We start from the raw sequence: 24,031 nt of genomic DNA on the forward strand, positions 1-24,031 counted from the left end.
CTCATGCTGAGCCTGAACGAAGCACAGCTTGCCGCCCTGGAGGGCCTCAAGTTCCGGCGGGACCTGCAGCGCCTGGGCGAGGTGCTGGCCGAGGCCTTTCCCGAGCTGCCGGCTCGCCTTGGAGAGCGCTATCCCCGGCTGATCGAGCATGGTGTGCAGCGAGCCCGCATCCACGGCCTGGATCATGCCGTGGGGGTGGGTCGTTACCTGGCCTGCTGCTGCGCCTTCGGGGCGGACTTCGACAGCCGGCCCGAGCAGGCATGGGCCCGGCCCGTTCTGGCTGCAGTCGAATCGGCCCCCGGCCTGAGGATCTTCCAGCTGGGTCGGCGCGCGACCGAGGCGCTGCGCCGCATGGCCGCCGAGGGCCGTGTTGCCGCCGGGCTGCCGGCTAGCTTCGAGCAGGCCCTGCCCCGGCTCGACCGCGCGCTGATGCCCCTGGGTCGCATCGGACGCCTGCTGCCACCCGAGTGGCTGCAGCTCGGCGAGCCCTGTGACCTGGCCCATGTCGATCTCCTGCCCCTGGCTCCGGTGGCTTGGCAGCACTACCGCTACGAGGCGGGCCAGTGGCGGCGTCTGCCCCAGCCGGTGCAGCCGAGCGCCCTGCGCCTGCCCGTACCGCTTGCGCCGGACGGGTCGCCGGGCTCGGCAGCGCGCGAGCCGCAACGGGTCTACACCCTGGCGCCCGGAGGGGAGGGGGTCTTGCGCCTGCAGGTTCGAACCGAGCTGGCCGCGTGTTGCGATCCGGAGGTCCATCCCCGCCTGAGCCTGCAGCATGCCGCGGGTCTGCGCGACTGGCGTGGCCGCCATGCTCATGCCGTGAGCCTGGAGCTTGCGGCCCCGCCTGCGGTCGACTGGCCGGCGCCGGGCAAGGGACTGGCGGCCGAAGGCGGGGTGGACTGGTCGCGCATCACCGTCGAGACCTGCGGCCTGCGCAGCGCCGATGCGCCGATTGGTGATCTCGGCCTCGACCTCGGCTTGCTGCCCGCAACGCAGTGGATGATGGCCTGGCGCCGCGAGCCCGGTCCGTCCTGGAGCTGGCCGCATCGTGATCCGCTGCCCTTGCCGCCCCCGCCCCGCCTGCACCTGGAGCGCGACGGCCAGGCCCAGGCGGCCCGCCTCTGGCAGGAGGGGCTGCAGGCGCTGGACGTGCAGTTGGCAACCGGCCTGGATCGCCTGGCCGAGGCCTGGGCTGCGGTCGCGGGGCTTGAGGACGCGCGGGTCGAGGCGGAGCCACGTCTGCTGGCTGGCCATGCCGGTCTGAGCTGGGGGTGGATGGCGGATGTGCGGGGCGCGCTGCACCCTCCGGTCTACCGCGTCGTCGGGCAGATGGAGCTCCAGGCCTGTGACCTGCAGCTCCGCCTGTCGGGCCGGCTGCACAGCGGTGCGGCGATCAGCCTGTTGCGGCTGGACTGCGCGGGCAGCGTGGCCTTGCGCAGCCTGTGGGGCCGTGAGCGGACGGGCGAGGATCTGCTTGCGGCCCTGGCCCCGGCCCAGCTGGCCGTCGGCCTGCCGTGGGTGGCTGAACTCATCCCGGTGGCGCGGCCCGAGGCCGGCCGCCTGGAGGCGATGGCACCGGTGCAGGGCAGTCTGAGCCTTGCGTGCGGGCTGCGTGCGCATCCGGGCGGGGTGGGCCTGCAGTGGTTTGCCCGGCTCGAACTCGAGCCGCTGCGCTTGGTGGTCGAGCAGTCCGCGCCGGGCGGCCTGACGGTCTGCCGGACGCTCGAGCTGCTGCCGGCGATGAAGCTGCTTGACTGGAGCCTGGGCTGATGGATCGCCTGCTTGTCCTCCGTCTCGAAGCCCAGGGCTGCAGTGCCGAGGCGCTGCTCAACGGCATCCCGCTTGCGCGGGTTGATGCGGCCCGGCCATGCTCTGTGCTGCCGGTGCACGAGTTCACCGTCAGCGGCGAGAACCGGCTCGAACTGCGGATCTGGCCGCCTGCGCTGCTCGTCGGCGAGGCCCCGGCGCCCCTGCCGCCGCTTGAGTCTGATGGCCAGCGCTCGGCCAGTCTGCAGGTGCTGTTGCCGCGCATGGGCCATGCCATCGATCCCGGCCAGTCACGCAATCTGGCCCAGTTGCTTTGGGCGCCGGAGGCGGGCATGGCCCTGCTTCCCCCGATCCAGTTGACCGAGGCGGTGCTGCTGCCCGTGAACTTTCCGCGCTGGCGATGGCTGGATGCGCCGCCTCTGCGGCTGGATGCAGCCCTGCAGGCGCGCATCCACACCTGGCTGTGCGGCCTGGCCGAGGCACTGACAGCGGGCCGTTTCGAGCCGCTGCTCCAGGCCCTGCGGTCGCGTGCCCTGGACCTCGCCACGGCCTATGGCCGCGACCCGCGCGAAGGCCTCCTCGACCTGCACCAGCAGCTGCTGGCCCGACATGCCCAGGGTGGGCTGGTGATGGCGCCGATACCTCCGGCCGAGTTGCTGCTCCGACCGATCGCCGACGGGCGTCTGCTGGACTGTCTGCTGAGCGGCGGCGATCCCGCCCTTCGCACCGAGCCCGATGCCGAGGGCCAAGTCTTCCGTCTGCCGCTGCGGATTGCCGTGCTCGACGGCCAGCCTCAGGTGATGCTGTGAGCTGTGCTGGCCTGAAGACCGACGGCCCCTGGCCCCTGGACGCGTGCCACCGGGCAGGGCCCGCCACAGCTGCCGGCAGGCCGCAACAGCTGGGGCGCATGTGCACGCAGCTGGAGGGCGCTGGTCAGCTGGGCAGCCGCCTGCAGGTCCATCCTGGCGACGGCCTCCAGCGGCAGACTGAGCTGGGCCTGTGCCGCAGCCTGGGCCGCGGCCTGGGCCGTGGCTGCCGCCGAGGCCTGGGCACGGACCGCAACCGGAAGCTGCAGCTCGGCCAACCCGGCCAGCGGCAGTCCGTCCAGGGCCAGGCGCAAGCGCGTCGGCCCGGCAGGTGCCAGCAGATCCACCTGGAGCAGCGAGCGCAGCGCGGCCAGCACCGCCATGAGCGCCGCCAGCAGGGACAGACCCTGTGCGGGCGCGGTGATCGCGGGCAGGCTCTCGCTCATCGAGGCTGCGGCCTGCATCGCGGTCGTCAGTTGCGCGGCGCCCCGGGCATCGGCCTTCAGGCCCATCGAGGCCATCAGCGCGCCCAGGGCCGAGGCCTGCGCGCTGGCCTTCGCATGGGCCTGGGCCGAAGCCTGGGCGCTGGCCTGCAGCCTGGCCTGCAGCAGGGGCAGGGCGCCGGGCTGGCGCAGGTCCAGGCCGCTGGCCAGCAGGCTCTGCAGCAGCCCCAGCAGCGGCATCAACGCTGCCAGCGGAGACAGGAGGCGGCCCAGGGCCGGCTGATGCATGCCCAGGGCCGGAGCGCTCGCGTTCAGCGACCCGACCTGGGCTGCCAAGCTGGCCTGCAGTCCCGCCTGGGCCCGGGCCGAGAGCCCGGAGCTCAGCTTGAGCCCGAAGGCGGCCTGAACGGCCGCATGCAGTGCGGCCAGAGCCGAAACCCGCGCCAGCAGGGCAGCCTGAGCCTGAGCCTGCAGCCCGGCTTGCGCGCCGAGCCGCGGCACCGGGCTGAGGTGGGTCTGCATGGCGCTCAGCCGGGCCGGCAGGCCGGAGGGCAGCATGGGCCCCAGCGGCGGGATGGCCGCCAGCCCTTCCAGCAGGTCGAGGAGTTTGGAGGGGCACAGACAGGACATGGTCGGACCGGCATGCGCCTGAAGGCGGTGACCCATGGTAGCGGCGAGCGCCTCGACGCGGGCCGCTGCCACCCCCCGCGTCCTGCGGTCCCCCCCTGCAAACCAGACCTGCCGTCGCCGCATCCGGCCGCTATGCTCGTTCGCGCCCTGACGGGGCCCGGCTTGCCCTGCGCGGGGTCGCCGCATCGTCCGGTGCGGTATCGACGCTGCGCATCCACTGCCTGCTGACCCTCGGAGGAAGCCCGCCTTGACTGCGATCACCCTGACCGTCGTCAATTTCAACGGCCAGCCGCCGGCCGGCCTGCTGAGTGCCTGCTTCGACGAGCTGGGCGGTTCGATCGGCCGCGCCGACAGCAACCAGCTCGTGCTCGACGATCCAGACCGCACCGTCTCGCGCGTGCATGCGCAGATCGTCTTCCGCGGGGGCCAGTACGCGCTGATCGACCGCGGCAGCAACCCGGTGCTCATCAATGGCCGCGAGGTCGGCAGCGGGCGCGAGGCCCGCATCCAGGCTGGCGACACGCTGCAGATCGGCGGCTACCAGCTGACGGTCGCGGCAGCGGCATCCGCGGCGCCGTCCGCCGATCCCTTTGCCGACCTGCTCGGTCCCGCCGCCACGCCGGCCGCTGCGGCGGGCGGCTGGGTCGACCCCCTGGCCGCTTTCGGCCAGGAGGCTGCACCGCCTGCCCGTCGCAGCAGCGTGCCGGGCCCCGCGGCTGCGACACCCGCCGCGGTCGGCGGCATCCCCGACGATTGGGATCCCTTCGCCGAGCCCGCGCCGGCCGGTCCTTCGCCCCTGGCCGGGCCGGCCCCCGGGGCCTTCGGCCTCGACGGGGGCGCGGCCGCCCCGGCGCCGCTCATCCCCGACCTCGGCGCCAGCGGCAGCGCCGCTTCGCTCGACAGCCTCTTCGGCCTCGGCCCCAGCCTGGGCGGCGATCCGCTGGCGCAGGGCAAGCTCGATGCGCCGCTGATGCAGCCCAACACCGGTGCGTCGGCCGATGCGCTCCAGGCGCTCTCGGCCCTGCCGCAGGCCACGGCCACGGCCGCGCCCGACACCGTGTCGGCCTTGAATCAGCCCTTCCTCGCACCGCCCACAGCCGCATCCGCGGCGCCCCGGCCACCCCGTGCCGGCGGTGCGGTGCTGTCCTGGAGCGAGGAGGGCGGCGACGGTCACACGCTGATCCGGCCCGCGACGCCCCGACCCGCGCCGGCTGCCGCGGCAGTCCCGGCCCCGCCCGCGCCCCAGCGCGCAGCGCCTGCCGCGCGGCCCGAGGCCCTGCCTGCGGCCTGGACCGAGCCGCCTGCTGCCACGCAGCCCCAGCCGGCCAGCCCGTCCGGCGCCCCGCCGAGCCCGGCCGAGGCGAGCGACCTGCTGCAGGCCTTCCGAGAGGGCCTGGCCACGCCCGGGGTGGCGATCGAGGCCCTGAGCCCGGCCCTGATGCGCCTGCTCGGCGAGCTGCTGCGCGAGGCCGCTGCCGGCACCGTCGACCTGCTGGTCGCGCGGGCCGCGCTCAAGCGCGAGGTCAAGGCCGAGGCGACGATGATCGTCGCCCGCGAGAACAACCCCCTGAAGTTCTCGCCCAGTGCCGAGGCCGCGCTCCAGCATCTGCTGGCACCGCCCGTGCGTGGCTTCATGGCTGCCGGGCCGGCCATGCGCGATGCCTACGACGACCTGCGCGCCCACCAGTTCGGCGTGATCGCCGGCATGCGCGCGGCGCTGGAGGGGGTGCTGGAGCGCTTCGACCCGGCCCAGCTCGAAGGCCGGCTGGTGCAGCGCTCGCGCCTGGCCAGTCTGCTGCCGGGCAGCCGCAAGGCCCAGCTCTGGGAGCTCTTCGTCGAGCACTATGCGCAGATCAGCCAGGACGCGGCCGAGGACTTCCACAGCCTCTTCGGCAAGGCTTTCCTGAAGGCCTACGAAGAGCATATCGACCGCCTGCAGCGGCCCGCACCGTGAGCCAGCCGGCCCGCCTGCCTGCCGAGCCGCGGCCCGAGGACGGGCCGGCGCTGGAGCTGGCCATCCTCTCGCGCCCCGGCGGCCGCGAGTACAACGAGGACGCCTGCGGCCACTGGCACTCCGACACCCAGCTCTGCTGCGTGGTGGCTGACGGCGCCGGCGGCCATGGAGGCGGGGATGTGGCCTCGCGCCTTGCGGTGAGCTACCTGATCGACCAGTGCGCCGACGCGCCGCTGCAGTCTCCCGAGGACCTGCGCGAGCTGCTGCTCGACACCAATGCCAAGGTCATCCGCCACCGCGCCGATGCGCCTGGCCAGCGCGAGATGCACACCACCGTCGTCGCGCTCTTCATCGACCGCGTGCGCGGCCTGGCGCTCTGGGGGCATGCCGGCGATTCGCGGCTCTATCTGTTCCGCGACGGCGCGGTGGCCCATCGCACCCGCGACCACAGCCTCGTGCAGTCCATGGTCGAGGCCGGTCTGCTGCGGCCGGAGGACACCCGCAACCACCCGCAGCGCAGCCAGCTTCATTCGGCCCTGGGCACCGCGCCCGAGGACCTGCGCATCGGCACCTGCGAGGCCCCGCTGGCCCTGCAGCCGGGCGACGTCTTCCTGCTGTGCACCGATGGGCTCTGGGAGTTCGTCGACGACGACGTGATGCTGCGCGAGCTGGCCGCAGCGCCCGACCCGGCCGCCTGGCTTGCTGCGCTCGAGGCCTGCGTGCTCGCCGAGGCCGAAGCCGGCGGCAAGACCCGGCACGACAACTTCAGCGGCATCGCCCTCTGGGTGACGGCCCCCGCCCAGGCCTGAGAGGACACGCCATGCCCCAGCAGGTCTGCACCACCGCCACCCTGCAATGCACCTTCGGGGTCGCCCCCTCGGTGTTCAACGCGACACCGCGGCCGATCCTCACCAGCCAGATGGTGGCCGGCGTGATCACCGACCACATCCCGATCACCAATGTGCCGCCCTTCGGCGTGTGCAGCTCGCCGTCCAACCCCTCGGTGGCGGCGGCGACTGCGGCCGCTCTGGGCGTGCTCACGCCCATGCCCTGCGTGCCCGTGCTGCCTGCCCCCTGGGCGCCCGGCGTGCCGACGGTGCTCATCGCCAACACGCCGGCGCTCGACAACAACTGCAAGCTCATGTGCGCCTGGGGCGGGGTGATCTCGATCACCTTCCCCGGGCAAGTCACCCACGAGATTCCCTGAACGCCGACCATGACCTGGCACAACAAGGTGATCTGGACGGAGGGCATGTTCCTCCAGCCGCAGCACTTCCAGCAGCACGACCGCTTCCTGGCGCGCCAGGCCCATCTGCGCTTCGGGGCCACCGAGGGTCATGGCTGGGGCTTCATGGGCCTGAGCCTGGACACGGCGGCGCTGACCCTGGGCAAGATCGCCGTGCAGTCCTGCCACGGCGTGCTGCCCGATGGCCTGGTCTTCGACATCCCGGGCCAGGATGTCGCGCCCGCCGCTTTGGACGTGCCGGCCGATGCCCGCGACGAACTCGTCGTGCTGGCCGCGGTGCTGCAGCGCCCGGGCGTGACCGAGACCGATGCCGAGGGGGGGGCCGGCTCGATGCCGCCGCGCTTCCTGGCGGCCGAGGTCGAGGTGGGCGACAGCAATGCCGTCGGCGAGCGCAGCGCCCCCATCCAGGTCGGTCGCATCCACCTGCGCGTGATGCTGGCCCGCGATGCCGGCGAGGGCTATGCCACCCTGGGCCTGTGTCGGGTCGTCGAGCGCCGGGCCGACAACCGCGTGCTGCTCGACCCGCAGTTCATTCCGCCCACCCTCCATGCCGGAGGCAACGAGCTTCTGGCCGGCTACCTGCGCGAGCTGCACGGCCTGCTGCATCAGCGCGGCGAGGCCCTGGCGGCCCGCCTGGCCCAGCCCGGCCGGGCGGGCATCGGCGAGATCGCCGACTTCCTGCTGCTCGAAGCCGTCAACCGCCACGAGCCGCTGCTGGCCCAGCTGCGCCAGACCACGCTGCTGCACCCGCGCGACTTCTACTTCGTCGGCGTCTCGCTGGCTGGCGACCTGGCCACCTTCCGCGACCGCCGCCGCCCCGCGGCCCTGCCGGCCTACGTCCACGACGACCCGGCGCGCTGCTTCCGGCCGCTGATGGACGATCTGCGCCAGTCGCTGTCGATGGTGATGGAGCAGACCGCCCTCCCCATCGAGCTGCAGGACCGCAAGTACGGCATCCGCGTCGCCCTCATCCCCGACGTCGAGCTGCAGCGCAGCGCGCAGTTCGTGCTGGCCGTCGGTGCGCAGATGCCGGGCGATGCGCTGCGGGCGCGCTTCCCGACCCAGGTCAAGATCGGCACGGTCGAGCGCATTCGCGACCTCGTCAACCTGCAGCTGCCCGGCGTCACGCTACGCCCCCTGCCGGTGGCGCCGCGCCAGATTCCCTACCACGCCGGCTTCAACTACTTCGAGCTGGAGACCCGGGGCAACGAGATGTGGAAGCAGCTCGAAAGCTCGGGCGGCCTCGCCATGCACATTGCCGGCGACTTTCCGGGCCTTGAGCTCGAGTTCTGGGCGGTGCGGACCTGAGTCCGCATCGCCCGCCTGACCGAACCGTCCCATGAGCGATCCCAACGATCCCTTTGCCGCCTTCGGCTCGGACCGCACCGTCATCAAGCCCAGTGCCGGTCGCGCCGGCCGGCCGGTGGCCTCCGCCGAGGCGGGCGCCGTGCCGGCCGGGCCGGCGGCTGCCGGCGGACGCCCGGCCGCCGCCGCCGCCGCGGCTCCGGGCGGCACGGCGCCCCTGGCCCTCGATGCGCTGATGGGCAGCAGCCTGAACCCGCTGGTGGGCGCAGGCGCGGCCCTGCTCGCCGCCGGGCCGCGCCTGCGCAGCACACCCCAGCATGCCAACCCCGCCGGCCTGCGCGAGGCGCTGGCCGAGGGCGTGCGCAAGTTCGAGGCCCAGGCACGCGAGAAGGGCCTGCCCAACGAGCAGGTCATCGCCGGCCGCTACATCCTCTGCACCTTCCTCGATGAGTGCGCGGCCAGCACGCCCTGGGGCGGCGCAGGCGTCTGGTCCGCGCACAGCCTGCTCGTGCAGTTCCACAACGAGACCTGGGGCGGCGAGAAGGTCTACCAGCTCATGTCCAAGCTGGCCGAGAACGTCGAGGGCAACCGCAACCTGCTGGAGCTGCTCTACCTGGTGCTGGCCCTGGGCTTCGAGGGCCGCTACCGCGTGATCGAAGGCGGCCGCGGCCAGCTCGACAGCGTGCGCGAGCGCCTCTCCCAGATGCTGCGTGCGCAGCGCGCCGGCAGCGACAAGACACTCTCGCCCCGCTGGAAGGGCGAAACCGCCCGGGAGACCCGCCTGCACGAGGGCCTGCCGCTGTGGGTGCTGGCCTCGCTGATGGCCCTGCTGCTCGGCGGCGTGTTCATCGCGCTGAAGCTTGCGCTGGGCGCGCGGGCCGAGGCCAGCTTCGCGACCCTGGCCGCGCTCGATGCCAAGGCGGTCAAAGTCGTGGCCGCACCGCCACCGGCCGAGCCCGTGCCACCCCGCCTGGCCGGTTTCCTCCAGGCGGAGATCACGGCCGGTCTGGTCGAGGTGCAGGACCTGCCCGACCGGTCCATCGTCACCATCAAGGGCGACGGCTTCTTCGAGCCCGGCAGTGCCGTGGTTGCGCGCGGCGTGCTGCCCCTGCTCGGTCGCATCGCCCAGGCCCTGAAGGAGACACCGGGCCGGGTGCTCGTTCACGGCCACACCGACAGTCAGCCGATCCGCAGTGCGCGCTTCCCGTCCAACTGGCATCTGTCGCAGGAGCGGGCCGATGCCGTGCGCAACGAGTTGCTGCGCACCGTGACGGCCGAGCGGGTGCGCGCCGAGGGCCGGGCCGATGCCGAGCCGCGCGCCGACAACGGCACCCCCCAGGGGCGCGCGCGCAACCGACGGGTCGAGATCACCCTGTTCACGCCGGCGGCGGGCGCCTGAGCCGCCCACCCGTCCCAGCCCCTTGCCTGTCCGGGTTTCCGCATGAAGAAGCTGCTGAGAGTTCTCGTTCATCCGCTGCTGCTGGTGGTGCTGGGTCTGCTGGCCCTGGCGGCATTGATCTGGTGGGTCGGGCCGCTGATCGCGATCGGCGAGCGCCGGCCGCTGGACGGCGTGGTCGAGCGCCTGCTGCTCATCACCCTGCCGCTGCTGATCTGGGCCGTGGTCGCCGGCCTGCGCGCCTGGCGGCGCAAGCGCGCGAATGCGCAGATGGTGGCCGGCCTGCGCGGCGGGCCCTCGGCCAGCGACCGCGAGGCCCAGGTGCTCGGCGAGCGCTTCGACCAGGCGCTCAAGGTGCTCGACGAGAGCGCGCGCCAGACCGGTCGTCGCTCGCTGTTGCGCCGCCGCGCCTACCTCTACGACCTGCCCTGGTATGTCTTCATCGGCGCCCCGGGCTCCGGCAAGACGACGGCCCTGCTGAATGCCGGCCTGAACTTCCCGCTGGCCGGCAAGCTCGGCCAGTCGCCGGTCAAGGGCGTCGGCGGCACCCGGCATTGCGACTGGTGGTTCACCGAGGAGGCGGTGCTGATCGACACCGCCGGCCGCTACACCCTCCAGCAGTCCGACGAGCAGGCCGATGCGGCAGCCTGGGGCCGCTTCCTCGACCTGCTGCGCCGCACCCGGCCGCGCCGGCCGCTCAATGGCGTGCTGCTGACGGTGAATGTGCAGGACCTGCTGCAGCAGACCCCGGCCGATCGCAAGGACCACGCCGCCCGCCTGCGCACCCGGCTGCGCGAGCTGAACACCCATCTCGGCGTGCGGCCGCCGGTCTATGTGCTGCTGACCAAGACCGACCTGATCGCCGGCTTCAACGAGACCTTCGGCGAGCTGGGCAAGGAGGAGCGCGAGCAGGTCTGGGGCTTCACCTTCCCGCACGATCCGGCGGGCCGCGAGTCGCCGCTGCGCGACTTTCCCAGCGAATTCGCCGCGCTCGAGGCACGGCTTCGGGTGCGCCTGATCGATCGCCTGCAGGCCGAGAGCGATCTGATGAAGCGCGCCGCCATCTTCTCCTTTCCGCAGCAGTTCGCGGGCCTCAAGGGCCTGCTCGGCGGCTTCCTCGAACAGGTCTTCGACGGTGACGGCACGCTGGAGGAGCGCAGCCTGTTGCGCGGCGTCTACTTCACCAGCGGCACGCAGGAGGGCACGCCGATCGACCGCGTGCTCGGCACCCTGGCCCGCACCTTCGGCGTCGAGGGCAAGGGCCCGGCGACCACGGCGGTCGGTCGCGGCGGCAAGAGCTTCTTCCTCGCCCGCCTGCTGCGGGAAGTCATCTTTGCCGAGCAGGGCCTGGTCGGCGAGAACCGCCGTGCCGAGGGCCGCCGCCGCCGCACGCGCCTGATCGCCCTGGGCGGCCTGGCCGCCTGCGGCGCGCTGCTGCTGGCGGGCTGGGCGATCAGCTTCCTGCGCAACCAGGCCTACATCGACCAGGTCGCCCAGCGGGTCCCGCCGGTGAAGACGGCAGTCGAGGCCTTGCCGCCGGCTGATTCCAGCGACCTGGCTGCCCTCCTGCCCGTGCTGGACCAGCTTCATGCGGTACCGCAGCCCGAGGGCTTCCCGCTCAGCGAGCCGCCGCTGGCCTGGGGCCTGGGCCTCTACCAGGGCCCCTACCTCGCGGCAGGCACCGAGATCGGCTACTCGCGGCTGCTCGATCGGGCGCTGCTGCCGCGCGTGGCACGCCGCCTGGAGGAGCGCTTGCGCGCGGTCGGTCGCGACAACCTGGAGCTGGCCTACGAGGCGCTCAAGGCCTACCTGATGCTGTACACGCCGGATCAGTTCGACCCCGAGGCCTTGCGCGCCTGGGTCACGCTGGACTGGGACCAGAACCTGGCCCGGGTGCTGAGCGAGACCCAGCGCCAGGCCCTGGCCGGCCATCTCGATGCCGCGCTGGCGCGCGGCGCGCCGCAGGCCATCGCGCCCATGGACGCCCAGCTCGTGGCCAATGTGCGCGAGATGCTGGTGGCCTTCCCGCTCGAGTACCGCATCTTCAGTCGTCTGAAGCGGGCGCAGGTCGGCGCCGACCTGCCCGAGTTCTCGGCGGCCGCGGCCGGCGGGCCGCAGGCCGTGCAGGTCTTCCAGCGCCAGAGCGGCAAGCCGCTGACCCAGGGCATCCCGGGCCTGTTCACGCGCGATGGCTATTTCAAGGCCTTCAAGGGCGCGCTGATCAAGGTGGGCGCCCAGCTCGCCAACGAGCAGCGCTGGGTCCTGGGCGTGAAGACGCCGGCCGGTGCGGCCGACGCCGCTCGCGCGCTGACCGGCGAGGACGAGCTCTCGCTGCGCGTGCGCCGGCTCTACCTGCAGGAGTACATCAAGGTCTGGGATGCCTACCTGGCCGATGTGCAGCTCCTGCGGCTTGATGGCCTGGAGCGCAGCCTGTCGGTGGCGCGCATCCTGGCCGCGCCGGATTCGCCGCTGGCCGCCTACCTGCGCGCCGTCAGCCGCGAGACCCAGCTCGGTGCCGCCGCCGAGGCGGCCCAGGCCAGCCCCGGCACCCTGGCCAGCCGGATCGGCGAGCGGGCCGACAAGGCCAAGTCCGAGCTGGCCGCCCTGGCCGGGGGCGCGGGCGCGCCGCCGCAGCCCTCGGCCGAAGGCGGACCGCTGGAGGCCATGGTCGACCGTCATTTCGCCGCCCTCCATCGCATGGTGAGTGGCCAGCCGGCACCGATCGACGAGGTGCTCAAGCTTTTCAACGACATCCAGGTCCAGCTCACCGCCATCGATGCTGCCCAGAAGAGCCGCACCGCGCCGCCGCCCGCTGCCGCCGGTGCGGCTGCGATGGCTGCGGCCGGCCTCCAGCCCGAGCCCATCAAGTCCATGCTGGAGGGCCTGGCCAGCGCCGGCGCCAGCCAGGGCCGCACGGCCGAGCGCCAGGGCCTGTCGGCCGAACTGAAGCCGCTGGCCGATCTGTGCAGCAAGACGATCGCCGGCCGATTCCCCTTCGCCCAGGGCGCGGCCGTCGATGTGCTGCCCGACGACTTCGGCCAGATGTTCGGTGCGGGCGGTGCGCTGGATGACTTCTACCAGCGTCGCCTGGCCCCGCTGGTCGATGTCGGCGTCACGCCCTGGGCCTACAAGCCCCTGCCCGACGGCCGCAAGCCGCCGGGCGGCAGCGGCCTGGCCGAGTTCCAGCGGGCGGCCCGCATCAAGGAGGCTTTCTTCCGCAGCGGCGGCAAGGCGCCTGGCTTCAAGGTCGACCTGCGCATCGTCGAGATGGACGAGGGCCTGAAGGAGATCAGCCTCGATGTCGATGGCCAGGTGCTGCGCTTCGCGGCCGGCAACACTTCAGCCCAGACCCTGAGCTGGCCGAGCAGCCGCGTGGCCTCGCAGATCCGCCTGCAGGCCGCGGGGGGCACGCCGCAGGTCTTCGAAGGGCCCTGGGCGCTGTTCCGGCTCTTCGCCAAGTTCGAGAACCAGCCTTCGACCCAGCCCGAGCGCTTCGTCGTCGTGCTCAACCTCGAAGGCCGCAAGGCCCGGCTGGAGGTGATCTCGGCCAGCGCCATCAACCCGCTGCGCATGCGCGAGTTGCAGACCTTCCGCTGCCCCGACAGCCTCTGAGCCCGTCCGGCTTGCGCATGGATGCCCCAGACGCCTGCCCCGGCTGGTTCGGCAAGCTGCCGAGCCTGGGCGACTTCGCCTCGCGCCGGCTGCCGCCGGACTTCATCGAGCCCTGGGATGCCTGGCTGTCCGAGGGCTTGGGCCAATGGCGCCAGGCCCAGCCCGAGGACTGGTTGCCGGCCTATCTGGCCAGTCCGAGCTGGATGTTCCTGCTCTTCCCCGACGCCCTGCAGCCCGGCGCGGTCGGCTGGGCTGGCGTGCTGATGCCCTCGGTCGACCGGGTGGGCCGCTACTTTCCGCTGACCCTGGCCCAGGCCCTGCCCGGCTGGCCCTGCGGTACCGAGGACTGGCAGACCCTGCAGCGCGGTCTGCTGGCGCTGGACGATCTGGCCGTCGACGCGCTGCACGAGGACTGGTCCGTCGATCAGCTCGAAGCCGCGTTGGCGCGGCACGGCCTGCCCCGGCCCGAGGATGCACCCGATCCGACCCTGCCCTGGCAGACCACAGCCGGTCCCCTGGGTCGGCTGGACGAGGCCCTGGCCGAGCTGGCCCGGCCGCGGCTTCCAGCCACCCTGCGCGGCATGAGCGCCTGGTGGTGCCAGACCGCCGGAGGCCCCTCGCCGTTGCGCCTGTGTCGCGGCCTGCCACCGGCTCCTGACTTTCCCCGCCTCTTTCAGCCCCCGGCTGCGGCCGCCTGAGCGCCCGCAGCGCCTCTTGTTCGCGGAGACCACGATGCACGACAGTGACTGGCAACCCCACTTTGGCCAGGTGGGCGCGGCCCCGCCGAACTGGTCGGCCAAGCGACCGCTGCGCATTGCCGTGCTCGGTGACTTCGGCGGCGGCGCGCTGGCCGGCCGGCTCGAAACCGGCGCGGCACTGGGCCGGCGCAAGCCGCTGCCGGTCGAGTTCGACACGCTGGAGGATGCGCTGGCCCGCCTCAAGCTCGAACCGCAGCTCCCGCTGGGCGCCGAGGGCGCCACGGTGGCCGTACCGCTGGGCGAGCTGGAGTCCTTCCATCCCGATGCCCTCTACCGCGAGCTGGAGGTCTTCGGTGCGCTGGCCAGCTTGCGCAAGCGACTGAACACGCCGGCGAGCTTCGCCAAGGCGGCTGCCGAGGTCCAGGCCTGGGGCGAGGACAAGCTGCGCCGCGCCTCCAGCGTCGCGCGCCGGCAGAGCGCCCGCGGTGGCGCCCTGTCGGCCGGTGCCCGGCTCGATGACTTCGCCCGCCTGACCGGCCGGCCCGGTCTCGCCGCTGCGGCCGACGAGTCGGTCGATGCACTGATGCGGCAGATCGTCGGCCCCTTCGTGCAGCCCGCGGCCGACCCGAAGAAGGACGTGCTGGTCGGCGCCGTCGATGCCGCCCTGACCGATGCCATGCGCGCCGTGCTGCACCAGGGCGACTTCCAGCATCTCGAGTCGCTGTGGCGCGGGGTCGACTTCCTGCTGCGCCGGCTGGAGACCGGGCCGCAGCTTCAGGTCCACCTGATCGACCTCAGTGCCGAGGAATTCGCCGCCGACCTGAGCCAGGCCGAAGATCTCGCCGAGAGCGGCCTCTACAAGCTGCTGGTCACCCAGCCGGCCGAGCATGCCGACGGCGGCTATGCCTATGTCTGCGCCTGCTATCACTTCGAGGCCACGCCGCCCCAGGCCGAGCTGCTGGGCCGCGCGGCCAAGGTCGCGTCCCATGCCGGGGCTGCGCTGCTGACCGGCATCGCGACCGATCCCTTCACCAACCGCAAGGAGCCGCCGCATCGCCTGGTCGCCGAGGCCTTCGCCGCGCTGCGGGCGCTGCCCGAGGCCAGCTTCCTCGGCCTGTTCGGGCCGCGATTCCTGCTGCGCCATCCCTATGGCAAGCGCAGCGATCCGATCAGCAGCTTCAGCTTCGAGGAGTTCAGCCCCGAGGCCGGCCTGCGCGGCATGCTCTGGGGCCATCCGGCCCTGCTGGCCCTGTGCGTGCTGGCGGTGCGTGGCGGGCAGCTCGCGGTCAACGACCTGCCCTTCCACCACTACGTGGATGGCGATGGCGACAGCGTGGCCCTGCCTTGCACCGACCGCCTGATCAACACCCAGGCGGCGGCCCTGCTGCGCGGCTTCGGCATCAACGGCTTGATGGCGCACAAAGGCGAGGCCCTGGTCCGCATCGCCGGGCTGGAGGCGCTCAACGGCGACGGCCTGGCCGTGGCCCTGGGCGCGCTGCGCAAGCCGCCGGCCTCGGGCGGTCGCGTCGGCCTGGGCAGCAAGCCGGAGGCCGATGCGCCGGTCGCCGTCGATTGGCAGCCGGCCATGCGCCAGGGCGTGGCGATGGAGACGGGCTTGCAGACCGCCCCTCCCGCCGACGACCCCTCGGCCACCGCGGACGAAGCCACCGAGGCCCCGGCCGATGCAGCGCAAGACGATGCATCGGCCGACGGCGGCATGGACGAACTCGATGCCCTGCTGGCCAGCCTGGGCGGCGACGATGCAGCCCCGTCCAGCGAGGCTGATGCGGCCTCGTCGGACGCACCGGCCGAGGACGAGATGGATCCGGAACTCGCCGCCTTGCTGGCCTCGCTGGGTTGATCCCCCAGCCCCGCCGGCCCGGACGGTCCGCCCCGGGGCGGGCCGTCCGGAGCCGGAGGCCTCACTGAGGCCGCGACAGGATCAGCCAGCCAGCCCAGCCGTAGAAGGCCAGTGGCAGCAGCACCAGGCAGATCCGGTCGATGGTCAGGGCCAGGTCCTCGCGGCCGCGCACCTCGAACTTGAGGCAGAGCGAGGAGATCAGCAAGGTCACGAAGATGAAGCCCAGCGCCACCATGTGCAGCTTGTCGGCGATCGTCATCTCGCCCGAGTCGGGCACGGCCGATGCGGCGATGAAGGCGCTGGCGGCCACCGCGAACAGCGAGCCCACGCCCATGCCGAAGCGGGCGTCCAGGTCCGAGGGCTTGACCATGAAGGCCACAAAGGCCACCGCCGTGGCCAGCAGCACGGTGCTCAGGAGCTTGATGGCCGAGCCCTGGCTCAGGCGATCGATGTCGGCCATGAAGGCAAAGCGCGAGTACTCCGATTTGGCATCGGCCGGAAGGCTCGTGTCGCCATAGTTCGTGCGGTAGATCTTCGTGCGCACGTCACTCGCGAAGTTGGAGGCCCGCCAGCCCGGCAGGTCGAGTTCGTCGCCGAGCGAGGAGTTCTTGGTGTCCGGCACGAAAACCACATCGTTCAACGTGAACACGCTGTCCTCGATGAAGACCCCCAGGGTGTGCCGGTCGAAGGGGAAATGGGTCAGGTCCCAGCTCTCGGAGATCGTTGCGCTCACTCTCACCGACGCATAGTTCGTGTCGCCGATCCGCTTCTCGACGACGCTGGACTTGTCCTCGATCTTGCCGTTGATGATCTCGAAGCTTTCCAGCGGCTTGTAGTCGGCCAGCCGGCCTTCGCCCTTCCAGCGGAACCACAGGTAGAAGTCCAGCGCGTACTTGTTCTCGCGGAAATTCAGGTCCTGGATCTTGTTGATGTAGGCCCCGACCACCACCTCCGAGGGACTGGCCCGAGCAGGTGCTGCGCTCAACGCAGTCCCGAGCGCCAGCAGGCTCAGCAGGTGCAGCAGGCGAAATCCCCAGGATGCGAATCGGCGGTGCATGGAATCCTCTCGTCTGGGTCTGATGTGAAGGGCGGGCCGGGACCATGCGGTGAAGCGAAGGTCCACGGCCCGTGACGGGTTGCACGCCACAATCGTGAGGGCGGGCACGCCCGGAGCGTGATGGGACTTCAACCGACTTGGCGCACGATGAGCACACCCTCTTCCGATGACGATCGAACGGTGATTCGTCCGCGGGCCGCAGGGGCGGAGCCGCCGCCCGCGACCGCCGACGCCATCCGCCCCCCTCCGACGGAACCCGCGCCCGCCCCGTCCCCCGCGGCCGATCACGGGAATGCACTGCCGATCGGCACTTATCTCGGCGAGTTCGAGCTGACCAGCGTGCTGGGCGAGGGCGGCTTCGGCATCGTCTACCTCGCCTGGGACCATTCCCTGGAGCGGCGGGTGGCGCTCAAGGAGTACATGCCCTCGGCCCTGGCGGCGCGCAGCGGCGCCACCCAGGTGCAGGTGCGCTCGGCGCGCCACCAGGAGACCTTCGAGGTCGGCCTGCGCAGCTTCGTGAACGAGGCCAAGCTGCTCGCGCAGTTCGACCACCCCTCGCTCGTCAAGGTCTATCGCTTCTGGGAAGCCAATGGCACGGCCTACATGGTCATGCCCTTTTATGAGGGCACCACGCTCAAGGATCACCTCAAGCGTCTGGGCCAGCCACCCGACGAAGCCTGGCTGATGGATCTGCTCGCGCCGCTGACCGAAGCGCTGGCCGTCGTCCATGCCGAGAACTGCTACCACCGCGACATCGCGCCTGACAACGTCATCCTGTTGCAGGGCAGCGAGCGTCCGCTGCTGCTCGACTTCGGCGCTGCCCGGCGGGTGATCGGTGACATGACGCAGGCCCTGACGGTCATTCTCAAGCCAGGCTATGCGCCGGTCGAGCAGTACGCCGAGACACCGGGGATGAAGCAGGGCCCATGGACCGACGTCTACGCCCTCGCCGCCACGGTGCATTTCGCCATCCTCGGTCGCACACCGCCGCCGGCTGTCGGCCGCCTGATCGGCGACAGCTACCAGCCCCTTCAAGAGGCTGCCGCCGGCCGCTACAGCGAGGGCTTCCTCCGCGCCATCGACCGTGCGCTGGGTGTGCGGCCGGAGCATCGCACCCCGTCGGTCGCCGAGTTCCGAAGCGACCTGGGGCTCGCCGGCATGGCAGCCGTGCCGGCCCGGGCCGCGGCCTCGCCGGCCCATGCGCCGGCGGCCACCCGGGTCGCTGAGCCGCCCGGACGTGGCCGCGTGCTGGCCCTGGCTGTGGCCGGTGCCCTGGGGCTGGCCGCTGGCGCCGCGTTCCTGCTGATGCGCGACGAACCCACGCCGCCGGTGGCGGCCGAGCTTGCGCCGGCACCGACCCGTGCAGCGGCGCCGTCGGCCGAGCCGGCCGACGGCGCGACCGCATCCCCGCCAGCGCCTGCCTTGCCGTCTCGCTTCCAGGCGCTGGAGCAGTTCGACCGGGTGGTCGCCGGGCAGAGCCCGGGCTTCCTGGTCGAGGCCCGTCCGAGCAAGCCGGTGCTGCGCATCGGGCAGGACTTGCTCGGCTTCACGGTGCGCTCGACCCAGGCCGGCCATGTCTACGTCTATGCACAGGGGCCGGATGGTGAACTGCTGTTGCTCTTCCCGAACACGCAGGCCCAGGACAACCGCATTCAGGCGGGTCAGACGCTGAAGCTGCCCCAGCCCAGCTGGGCGCTGGAGACCTCCGAGCCGGCCGGCCCCGAGCACTTCCTGGTCCTGGTCACCGAGACGCCACGCGATCTTTCGGAGCTCGGCCGGGACCACGCCTATTACTTCCTCAAGCTGCCTGGCGGAGAGGCTGCCGATCGCCTCCTGCAAGCCCGCACCGACGGGCGCTCGCCACTCCTGGGGCAGCCCCGGGCCGACTGCCAGGGGCCTCCTTGCGCGCGCTATGGCGCGAGCCGGTTTCAGGTCGACATCGTTCGCTGAGGGATCGCCAGGCTTGCCCTTGGCGCGAGCTCCCCAGGCCTAGGGCTCGTCCCGAGTCCATGCCGCATTGAACGGACTACCCTGCGTCGCTGGGATCGAAGCGCAACCGCCTTCGACGGGAGGGACGGGGCATGCCGGACAAGTCACTGACCGAAGCCGCCTGGAAGGCGTTCGCAAAGCAGGGCAGCTACAAGGATGCCCCGCTTCTCAAGGCACTGGCCTCCCTCGACAAGGCCGGGAAGGCCGGAGGCGAGTCCGAGCTTGAGGCGCTGGACGAGGTCGAGAAGCAGGTTGATCTGCTGCGCAAGGCGCACAAGGGCGACAAGAAGCTGGACGACTACCTGTCCGACCTCGACAAGGCCCTGGCGCGCCAGCGCAAGCAGACGGAGCAGGATCTTGCCGCCAAGCGCAAGGCCGAGGCCCAGGCCGGCGAGGACGAGGAAGAGTCGCCCGCCCTGCTCACCACCAAGATGATCCCGCTGCTGCGCGAGGTCCGCAAAGGGGACCTGGTGCTGCAGGCCCTGATCGCCGTGGCCGGCAAGGAGACCGTGGTCCTGCTGTCGCGCAAGGCCATCTCCCCGGCCCGCGGCAAGCTGCTCAAGGAGCAGATGACGAATCCCGGCGGGCTCAAGTTCATCCGCGGTGAATGCACGCTGGAGAACAGCGCGCTGACTTTCATCGTCCAGGCGGCGGCCGGTGGCCTGGCGAAGCGCCTCAAGGCCGCACTGCTTGCACAGACCGAGCTGCGCCTCAAGGTTCGGGTCCGGGGCGAAGACCCGGACGATGTCGATGAGGACATGGAGGAGGGCGGGGCCGTTTCCGAATCGGACGAAGCACCGGATGCGCCCACCCCGGACGCGCCATCCCGGCCCGATGCGGTCGAGCGCACGCGCTACGAGCAACGCATGTCCGCGCTCGAGCCCTTGCTGATGGCCGCCCTGCGTGCGCAGCAGGGCGACACCGGCAAGCTGCGCGCGGTTGCCGAGTTCGCGCGTGGCAAGGCCCGGGCCGAGGCTTGGGGAGCTGCCTTGCAGTCACTGGATGCGCTCGAAGGCCTGCTGAAGGCAGCGACGTCCTCGGGGGGCAAGGCCTCCGACCCGGTCGAGGTCGAGCCGGAGGCCACGCCCAAGCGCAACGATGCGGCCACGGCCTTCGCCGCACGGCTGAGTGCCCTGATGGGGCGCATCAAGGCGGGCATCGAGGCGGGCGGGCCTCGGGCGTCCGAGCTCAAGCTCAAGCTCAGCGAGGCCGGTGCTCTCGGGCGGGCCCGCGATTTTCCGGCCGGCATGCTCGTGCTGGACACCCTCGAGGATCTGCTGGACGCGCCCGCCGTCGACTCGCCCCAGACCGTCGAGCAAGGCGTTGAGGACGTACCCGATGAGGCACCGCCCTCGCGTCCCAAGCTGAGCCTCGTCCAGCAGCGCAGCTTCATGCTCACCAAGTGGCGGGTCATCCCCGGACGCATTCGCGCGGATCTCGGTGCGCTGAGGGCGGTGCTGGTCGACACCGGCGCCGACAGCGATCCCACGGAACTCGTCGACCTGATCGCATCGCACCTCGAGGACCTCCTCGAGGAGATCCAGGACGCGATGGACGACGCGATCAATGCGGGTGACATGGCGGCCTTCAAGGGCCTGGCGGCGCGGGTGGCCGATGACGAGATCGTCGCCTTGCTCGTCGACAACCCAGCCATCGACGGCAAGGTCTGTCGTGACCGCATCCTCGCGGCCATGCGCGAGATCGAGAACGGCCTGGTGGGCTGATCTCCGCGGAAGGCGTTCTTCCGTTCCCTTCTCTCAGCAGCGAGGCCCTCGAGATGGCAGACAAAAAGCAACTCGAACTGTGGTGCGCCCAGGTCCGCGAGGCTCTGGGCAAGAAGCGCGCGAAGGCGGTCACCGACAGCCTGCCCAAGAGCATCATCAAGCTCTTGTCCGAGAAGCCACTGCCTTACGGCCACGACAAGTTGCTGGTCGAGTTCAAGTCCCTGATGGATCGCATCAAGCTGCTCCCGCAGGACCAGCGCGGTGATCTTGCCTTGAAGAACGAACTCGCCGAGCTCGAGAAGAAGATCAGCGTCAGCAGCGAGTGGTCCAAGGCGCGGCAGAAGGTGACGGCGCTGGGGTCGCCGGACCATCCCGCGGTGGCCAGACTGCTCGGTCGCCTTCAACTCGGACAGGACATCTTCCTCGACAAGGGGCATGTCGAGCAGGCCCGTCATTTCCTGGGGACGCTCAAGGATCAGATCAAGAACGCGCCCTCCGAGATCAAGAAGTCTCAGCAGGTCGAGAAGAGCGACTCGAAGGCGCAGGGTGCGGCCGAGCGGCTGCGCAGTGAGATGCAATCGCGCATCCGCTACCTCGAGGAATCCTGCGTCGGGCTGGGCGATTTGCTGCGCCAGTTGCAGAAGGCGGTCAAGGACACGGACCAGGCGGCGTCGCGCGGCCAGTGGGCGGAGGTGCTGCGCCAGCTGCAGCTCATCGATCTGCCTTCCCAGGAGGAATGCCGCCAGTTGAGCGAGGCGGCCATCGGCGACTCGGGCAAGCAGTCGATGCTGGCCCTCAAGGGGCGGGCTGAGCTGCAGGAGCTGGCGCGCTTGCTGGACCCGTCCGAGTTCGCCGAGCTGAGGCAGGGTTTCAATCGTGCCCTGGCGGCCTTCCTCGACGAGCCGAAGCTTGAACTGCGCATCAAGAACTTCGAGCCCGCCTTGAGAACGGCTGTCAAGGCGATGGAGAAGCTTCGACTGGCGGCCTTCCAGTCGAGCAAGGACTTGAACGAGAGTCGCATCCAGGCCCTGCGGCTCAAGCTCAAGCAGTTGCAGGACCTCGCGCCGCTCCTGGATGGGCCCACGCAGGGCTTCAAGGAACGCTTCGATCATCTGGAGAGCTGCCAGGTCGGTCGCCGCTTCGTCGAGGAGGCTGGCCTCAAGCTGCGGCAGCTGGAGCAGCAGATCGACACGCGCCTGGACCAGCTGTCCTCGGCCCAGAAGACCTGGGCATCCTGGGCCCTCAAGCTCGCACCGGTCCGGGAGGGTCTGTCCAAGCTGAACAGCAAGCTGGACGACTTCGGGCCCGAGCTTGCCGGGGCCTGCCGCGCATTGGCCTCGCAGGTCAATGAATCGGACCTGCTGCGCAATGTCGAGCAGAACCGGGACTGGCTCAGGCTCTGCGATCGTGCGCAGCAGGCCCTGACCGCATGGAGCGATCTGAAGCTGCAGATCGAACGCTGGGAGCAGCTTGCCAGCAAGCGCGAGGAGTCCCGGAAGGCCTTGGTCGAGCTGTTCCAGCAAATCGATCGGACCGTCGTCGAGGCCAAGAAGGCGGCGAATGACGCAGGCCTCGACGGGGATGGCCTGCAGGGCCAGTTGCAGACGCAACGGGTGCAGCTCTTCCAGCGTGTCATGGGGGAGCTCAAGGATGCCCTCAACCCGGAAGACCTGAAGCTTGACATCTGGCGCGAAGAGGTCCGTGCCTTGCTGGATCGCGTCCGCCTGGCGGGCTCCAAGGTCGGTCTGGAGGATCGCCAGGCCGAGCAGGCGATGGCCCGGGAGCGTGATGCCTTCGAGCAGGAGGCCGCCCGGGCGAACGGCCTGATCGATCAGCTCGAAAGGCTGGACCTGGATCAGGCCGCAGACTGCCGCAAGCGGCTCGCACAAGCCAGAAACCAGGGAAGCGAACCGGGCGGTGACGGCCCCTCGGCCGGCAGCTGGAAGGCAGCGGCCGGTGAGCTGGCGCTGCTGATTCGCGATCTTGACCTGAAGAAGAAGGCGCTCGAGGACGAAATCCTCAAGCGCCGCGTCACGCTCAACAACCGGGTCACCGATCTGCGCAAGCAGATTGAGGACACGCCGGCGCCCTTGAAGAAGAGCTTCCCGGATCTGATCTCGGGTCTCCAGTCCGAGCTGAACGACCTGGCCACCCTCGGCGGCGGCCAAAGCGCCCAGGCCTTCCAGCTGGCGATGGACGAGCTCGATCGGCTGGCCCAGCGCCTGGTGAAGCTCTTGCAGCAAGGCCCCTCCGCGCCGAAACCGCCCCTTCCGAGTGTCCAGGACCGTGTCAAGAACGGACTCAGCGAGGAAGAGGCCCAGGCGGCCTTCGACAAGGAGGAGGCGGAGCGCTGCAGCCAGGCCACTCTCGGAGACCTGGCCCACATGCTCGAGCAGCTCAAGACCCAGCTGGAGCAGGCCAAGCTCGCCCTGGGGAAGACCCAGCCTGCCGAGCGCAAGCGGCTCGAGGGTGTCCTGAAGACCCTGATCCAGTCCTCGCGTTCTGCCGATCCAGCCACCACCATGGCCGAGGCTCTGGTGCTCGGGCGCTCGATCGAGCAGCTGCTCGACAAGAAAAGCAAGATGGACGACTTGCTGGCCACGGACAAGGGCATCCCCAAGACCCTGGCCGAAGCGGATGACCTCCTGCTGCCGCTGGAGATGGCCGGCGAGTACGGCCCCTACCTCGCCTCGCTGCGCGAGCGGTACAAGCAGGCGCAGAAGGCGCTTGCCAAGGCGCTGGAGTACGGCTCGCTTGAACTGGTCCGGCTCAATGCGAATGCCCTTCTGCAGGAGCTGAAGGAAGTCAGCGCCAAACCCGAAGCACTCGCCCAAGGACAGCAGAACCTGGAGAAGGAGCGGCTGAGCACGGACAAGCTGGATGCCGAGTGGAAGGGCAGGTTCCCCAGCCGGCGGGCTTGGGAGGCCAAGGTCCTCGAGCCGGCGAAGGAAGCCGTCAGGCTCGCGGATGGCGACCGTGGCCTGCTCAAGGAGATCCGCAACCTCGTCGGACGCGCCGAGAAGCTCTACAAGGAGGGCGATGTGGCTGGCGCGCTGTCGGCCCTGCGCACGGCCGAGGCCCGAGTGGATCAGGTGGTGCAGGATCCGCTGGGCCCGGCCCTTGGTCGGCGCAGGGGCCTGGCGCGTGGTGCAGCCCAGTTCCAGGCCGATGCCGTCGAACTGCGCGGCCTGATCAAGGACCTTCCGTCTCGTGCGAAGGAGCGTCTGGCCGAGCTGGACGGCGAGGCCGAAGCGCGCCTGGGCAAGGCGATGGACCAGGCGGCCGAGCTCATTCGGCCCGAAGTCTTCCACGCCGTTGCGGCGCGCTTCGAGGCCTCCGATGCGCCCCCCGAGGAGCTCCGCGCCGTCCGGGAGGAGGCCATGGCCCTCGCCCGGCGCACGCGCGAGACGCTGAGCCAGCATCCCCTGATGGTCCAGTTGCTTGCCAACCCCATCAACCGCGGCGTGGCCGTGGTGATGCGGCGCCTTCTACAGCATGCCAATCGCTTCGAGGCCAATGTCAGCCGCGCGGTGAAGTGAGGTCCGA

15 protein-coding genes are annotated in these 24,031 nt (G+C 71.0%); 13 read left to right on the forward strand and 2 right to left on the reverse strand.

Annotation, left to right across the window (positions count from 1 at the left end):
* Positions 1-3 precede the first annotated feature (3 nt).
* Both H4F90_RS14430 and H4F90_RS14435 read left to right on the forward strand, forming a co-directional pair.
* Positions 4-1,767 carry a hypothetical protein gene (locus tag H4F90_RS14430; protein ID WP_182665834.1) on the forward strand — a complete coding sequence of 588 codons (1,764 nt, stop codon included), beginning with the start codon at positions 4-6 and terminating at the stop codon, positions 1,765-1,767.
* Entirely contained in the window at positions 1,767-2,573 is an 807-nt protein-coding gene (locus H4F90_RS14435; RefSeq protein WP_182665836.1) for a hypothetical protein, read from the forward strand. The genes H4F90_RS14430 and H4F90_RS14435 overlap by 1 nt, the downstream gene beginning before the upstream one ends.
* On the opposite strand, the gene H4F90_RS14440 is transcribed toward H4F90_RS14435, so the two are convergent.
* The gene (locus H4F90_RS14440) at positions 2,558-3,643 is read right to left on the reverse strand and encodes a hypothetical protein (protein WP_182665838.1); all 1,086 of its coding nucleotides are present in this window, start codon (positions 3,641-3,643) and stop codon (positions 2,558-2,560) included. The genes H4F90_RS14435 and H4F90_RS14440 overlap by 16 nt on opposite strands.
* 247 nt (positions 3,644-3,890) lie before the next feature.
* On the opposite strand from H4F90_RS14440, the gene tagH reads away from it, so the two are divergent.
* The 8 genes from tagH to H4F90_RS14480 are packed head-to-tail and all read left to right on the forward strand — an operon-like array spanning position 3,891 to position 15,715.
* Positions 3,891-5,597 (forward strand): type VI secretion system-associated FHA domain protein TagH, encoded by a 1,707-nt coding sequence (tagH, locus tag H4F90_RS14445; protein ID WP_235972228.1) that lies wholly within the window; start codon positions 3,891-3,893, stop codon positions 5,595-5,597.
* A complete protein-coding gene (locus H4F90_RS14450) occupies positions 5,594-6,406 on the forward strand; it encodes a PP2C family protein-serine/threonine phosphatase (protein ID WP_182665840.1) in 813 nt (270 codons plus the stop codon). The genes tagH and H4F90_RS14450 overlap by 4 nt, the downstream gene beginning before the upstream one ends.
* A gap of 11 nt (positions 6,407-6,417) precedes the next feature.
* Entirely contained in the window at positions 6,418-6,804 is a 387-nt protein-coding gene (locus H4F90_RS14455; RefSeq protein WP_182665842.1) for a DUF4280 domain-containing protein, read from the forward strand.
* A 9-nt stretch (positions 6,805-6,813) separates the two neighbouring features.
* Complete coding sequence (tssK, locus tag H4F90_RS14460; RefSeq protein ID WP_182665844.1) at positions 6,814-8,151, forward strand: type VI secretion system baseplate subunit TssK; 1,338 nt, start codon at positions 6,814-6,816, stop codon at positions 8,149-8,151.
* A 31-nt stretch (positions 8,152-8,182) separates the two neighbouring features.
* Entirely contained in the window at positions 8,183-9,547 is a 1,365-nt protein-coding gene (locus tag H4F90_RS14465) for a DotU family type VI secretion system protein (RefSeq protein ID WP_182665846.1), read from the forward strand.
* A 42-nt stretch (positions 9,548-9,589) separates the two neighbouring features.
* A complete protein-coding gene (gene tssM, locus H4F90_RS14470; RefSeq protein ID WP_182665848.1) occupies positions 9,590-13,156 on the forward strand; it encodes a type VI secretion system membrane subunit TssM in 3,567 nt (1,188 codons plus the stop codon).
* 17 nt (positions 13,157-13,173) lie between these two features.
* Entirely contained in the window at positions 13,174-13,854 is a 681-nt protein-coding gene (gene tagF, locus H4F90_RS14475) for a type VI secretion system-associated protein TagF (RefSeq protein WP_182665850.1), read from the forward strand.
* A 34-nt stretch (positions 13,855-13,888) separates the two neighbouring features.
* On the forward strand, positions 13,889-15,715 hold the full coding sequence (locus H4F90_RS14480; RefSeq protein ID WP_182665852.1) for a type VI secretion system contractile sheath domain-containing protein: 1,827 nt from the start codon (positions 13,889-13,891) through the stop codon (positions 15,713-15,715).
* A gap of 61 nt (positions 15,716-15,776) precedes the next feature.
* Here the strand turns inward: H4F90_RS14480 and H4F90_RS14485 are convergent, their stop codons facing one another.
* Positions 15,777-16,772: a ligand-gated ion channel gene (locus H4F90_RS14485; RefSeq protein WP_182665854.1), complete on the reverse strand. Its 996-nt coding sequence runs from the start codon at positions 16,770-16,772 to the stop codon at positions 15,777-15,779.
* Positions 16,773-16,919: 147 nt separating this feature from the next.
* On the opposite strand from H4F90_RS14485, the gene H4F90_RS14490 reads away from it, so the two are divergent.
* From H4F90_RS14490 to H4F90_RS14500, 3 genes are all read left to right on the forward strand, one after another.
* Positions 16,920-18,722 carry a serine/threonine protein kinase gene (locus H4F90_RS14490; protein WP_182665856.1) on the forward strand — a complete coding sequence of 601 codons (1,803 nt, stop codon included), beginning with the start codon at positions 16,920-16,922 and terminating at the stop codon, positions 18,720-18,722.
* A 131-nt stretch (positions 18,723-18,853) separates the two neighbouring features.
* The gene (locus tag H4F90_RS14495; RefSeq protein ID WP_182665858.1) at positions 18,854-20,485 is read left to right on the forward strand and encodes a hypothetical protein; all 1,632 of its coding nucleotides are present in this window, start codon (positions 18,854-18,856) and stop codon (positions 20,483-20,485) included.
* A gap of 53 nt (positions 20,486-20,538) precedes the next feature.
* Complete coding sequence (locus tag H4F90_RS14500) at positions 20,539-24,024, forward strand: hypothetical protein (protein WP_182665860.1); 3,486 nt, start codon at positions 20,539-20,541, stop codon at positions 24,022-24,024.
* Positions 24,025-24,031: the final 7 nt, after the last annotated feature.

Source organism: Aquariibacter albus, from assembly GCF_014145335.1.
In the GTDB taxonomy this organism is placed as follows: Bacteria; Pseudomonadota; Gammaproteobacteria; order Burkholderiales; family Burkholderiaceae_C; genus Aquariibacter; species Aquariibacter albus.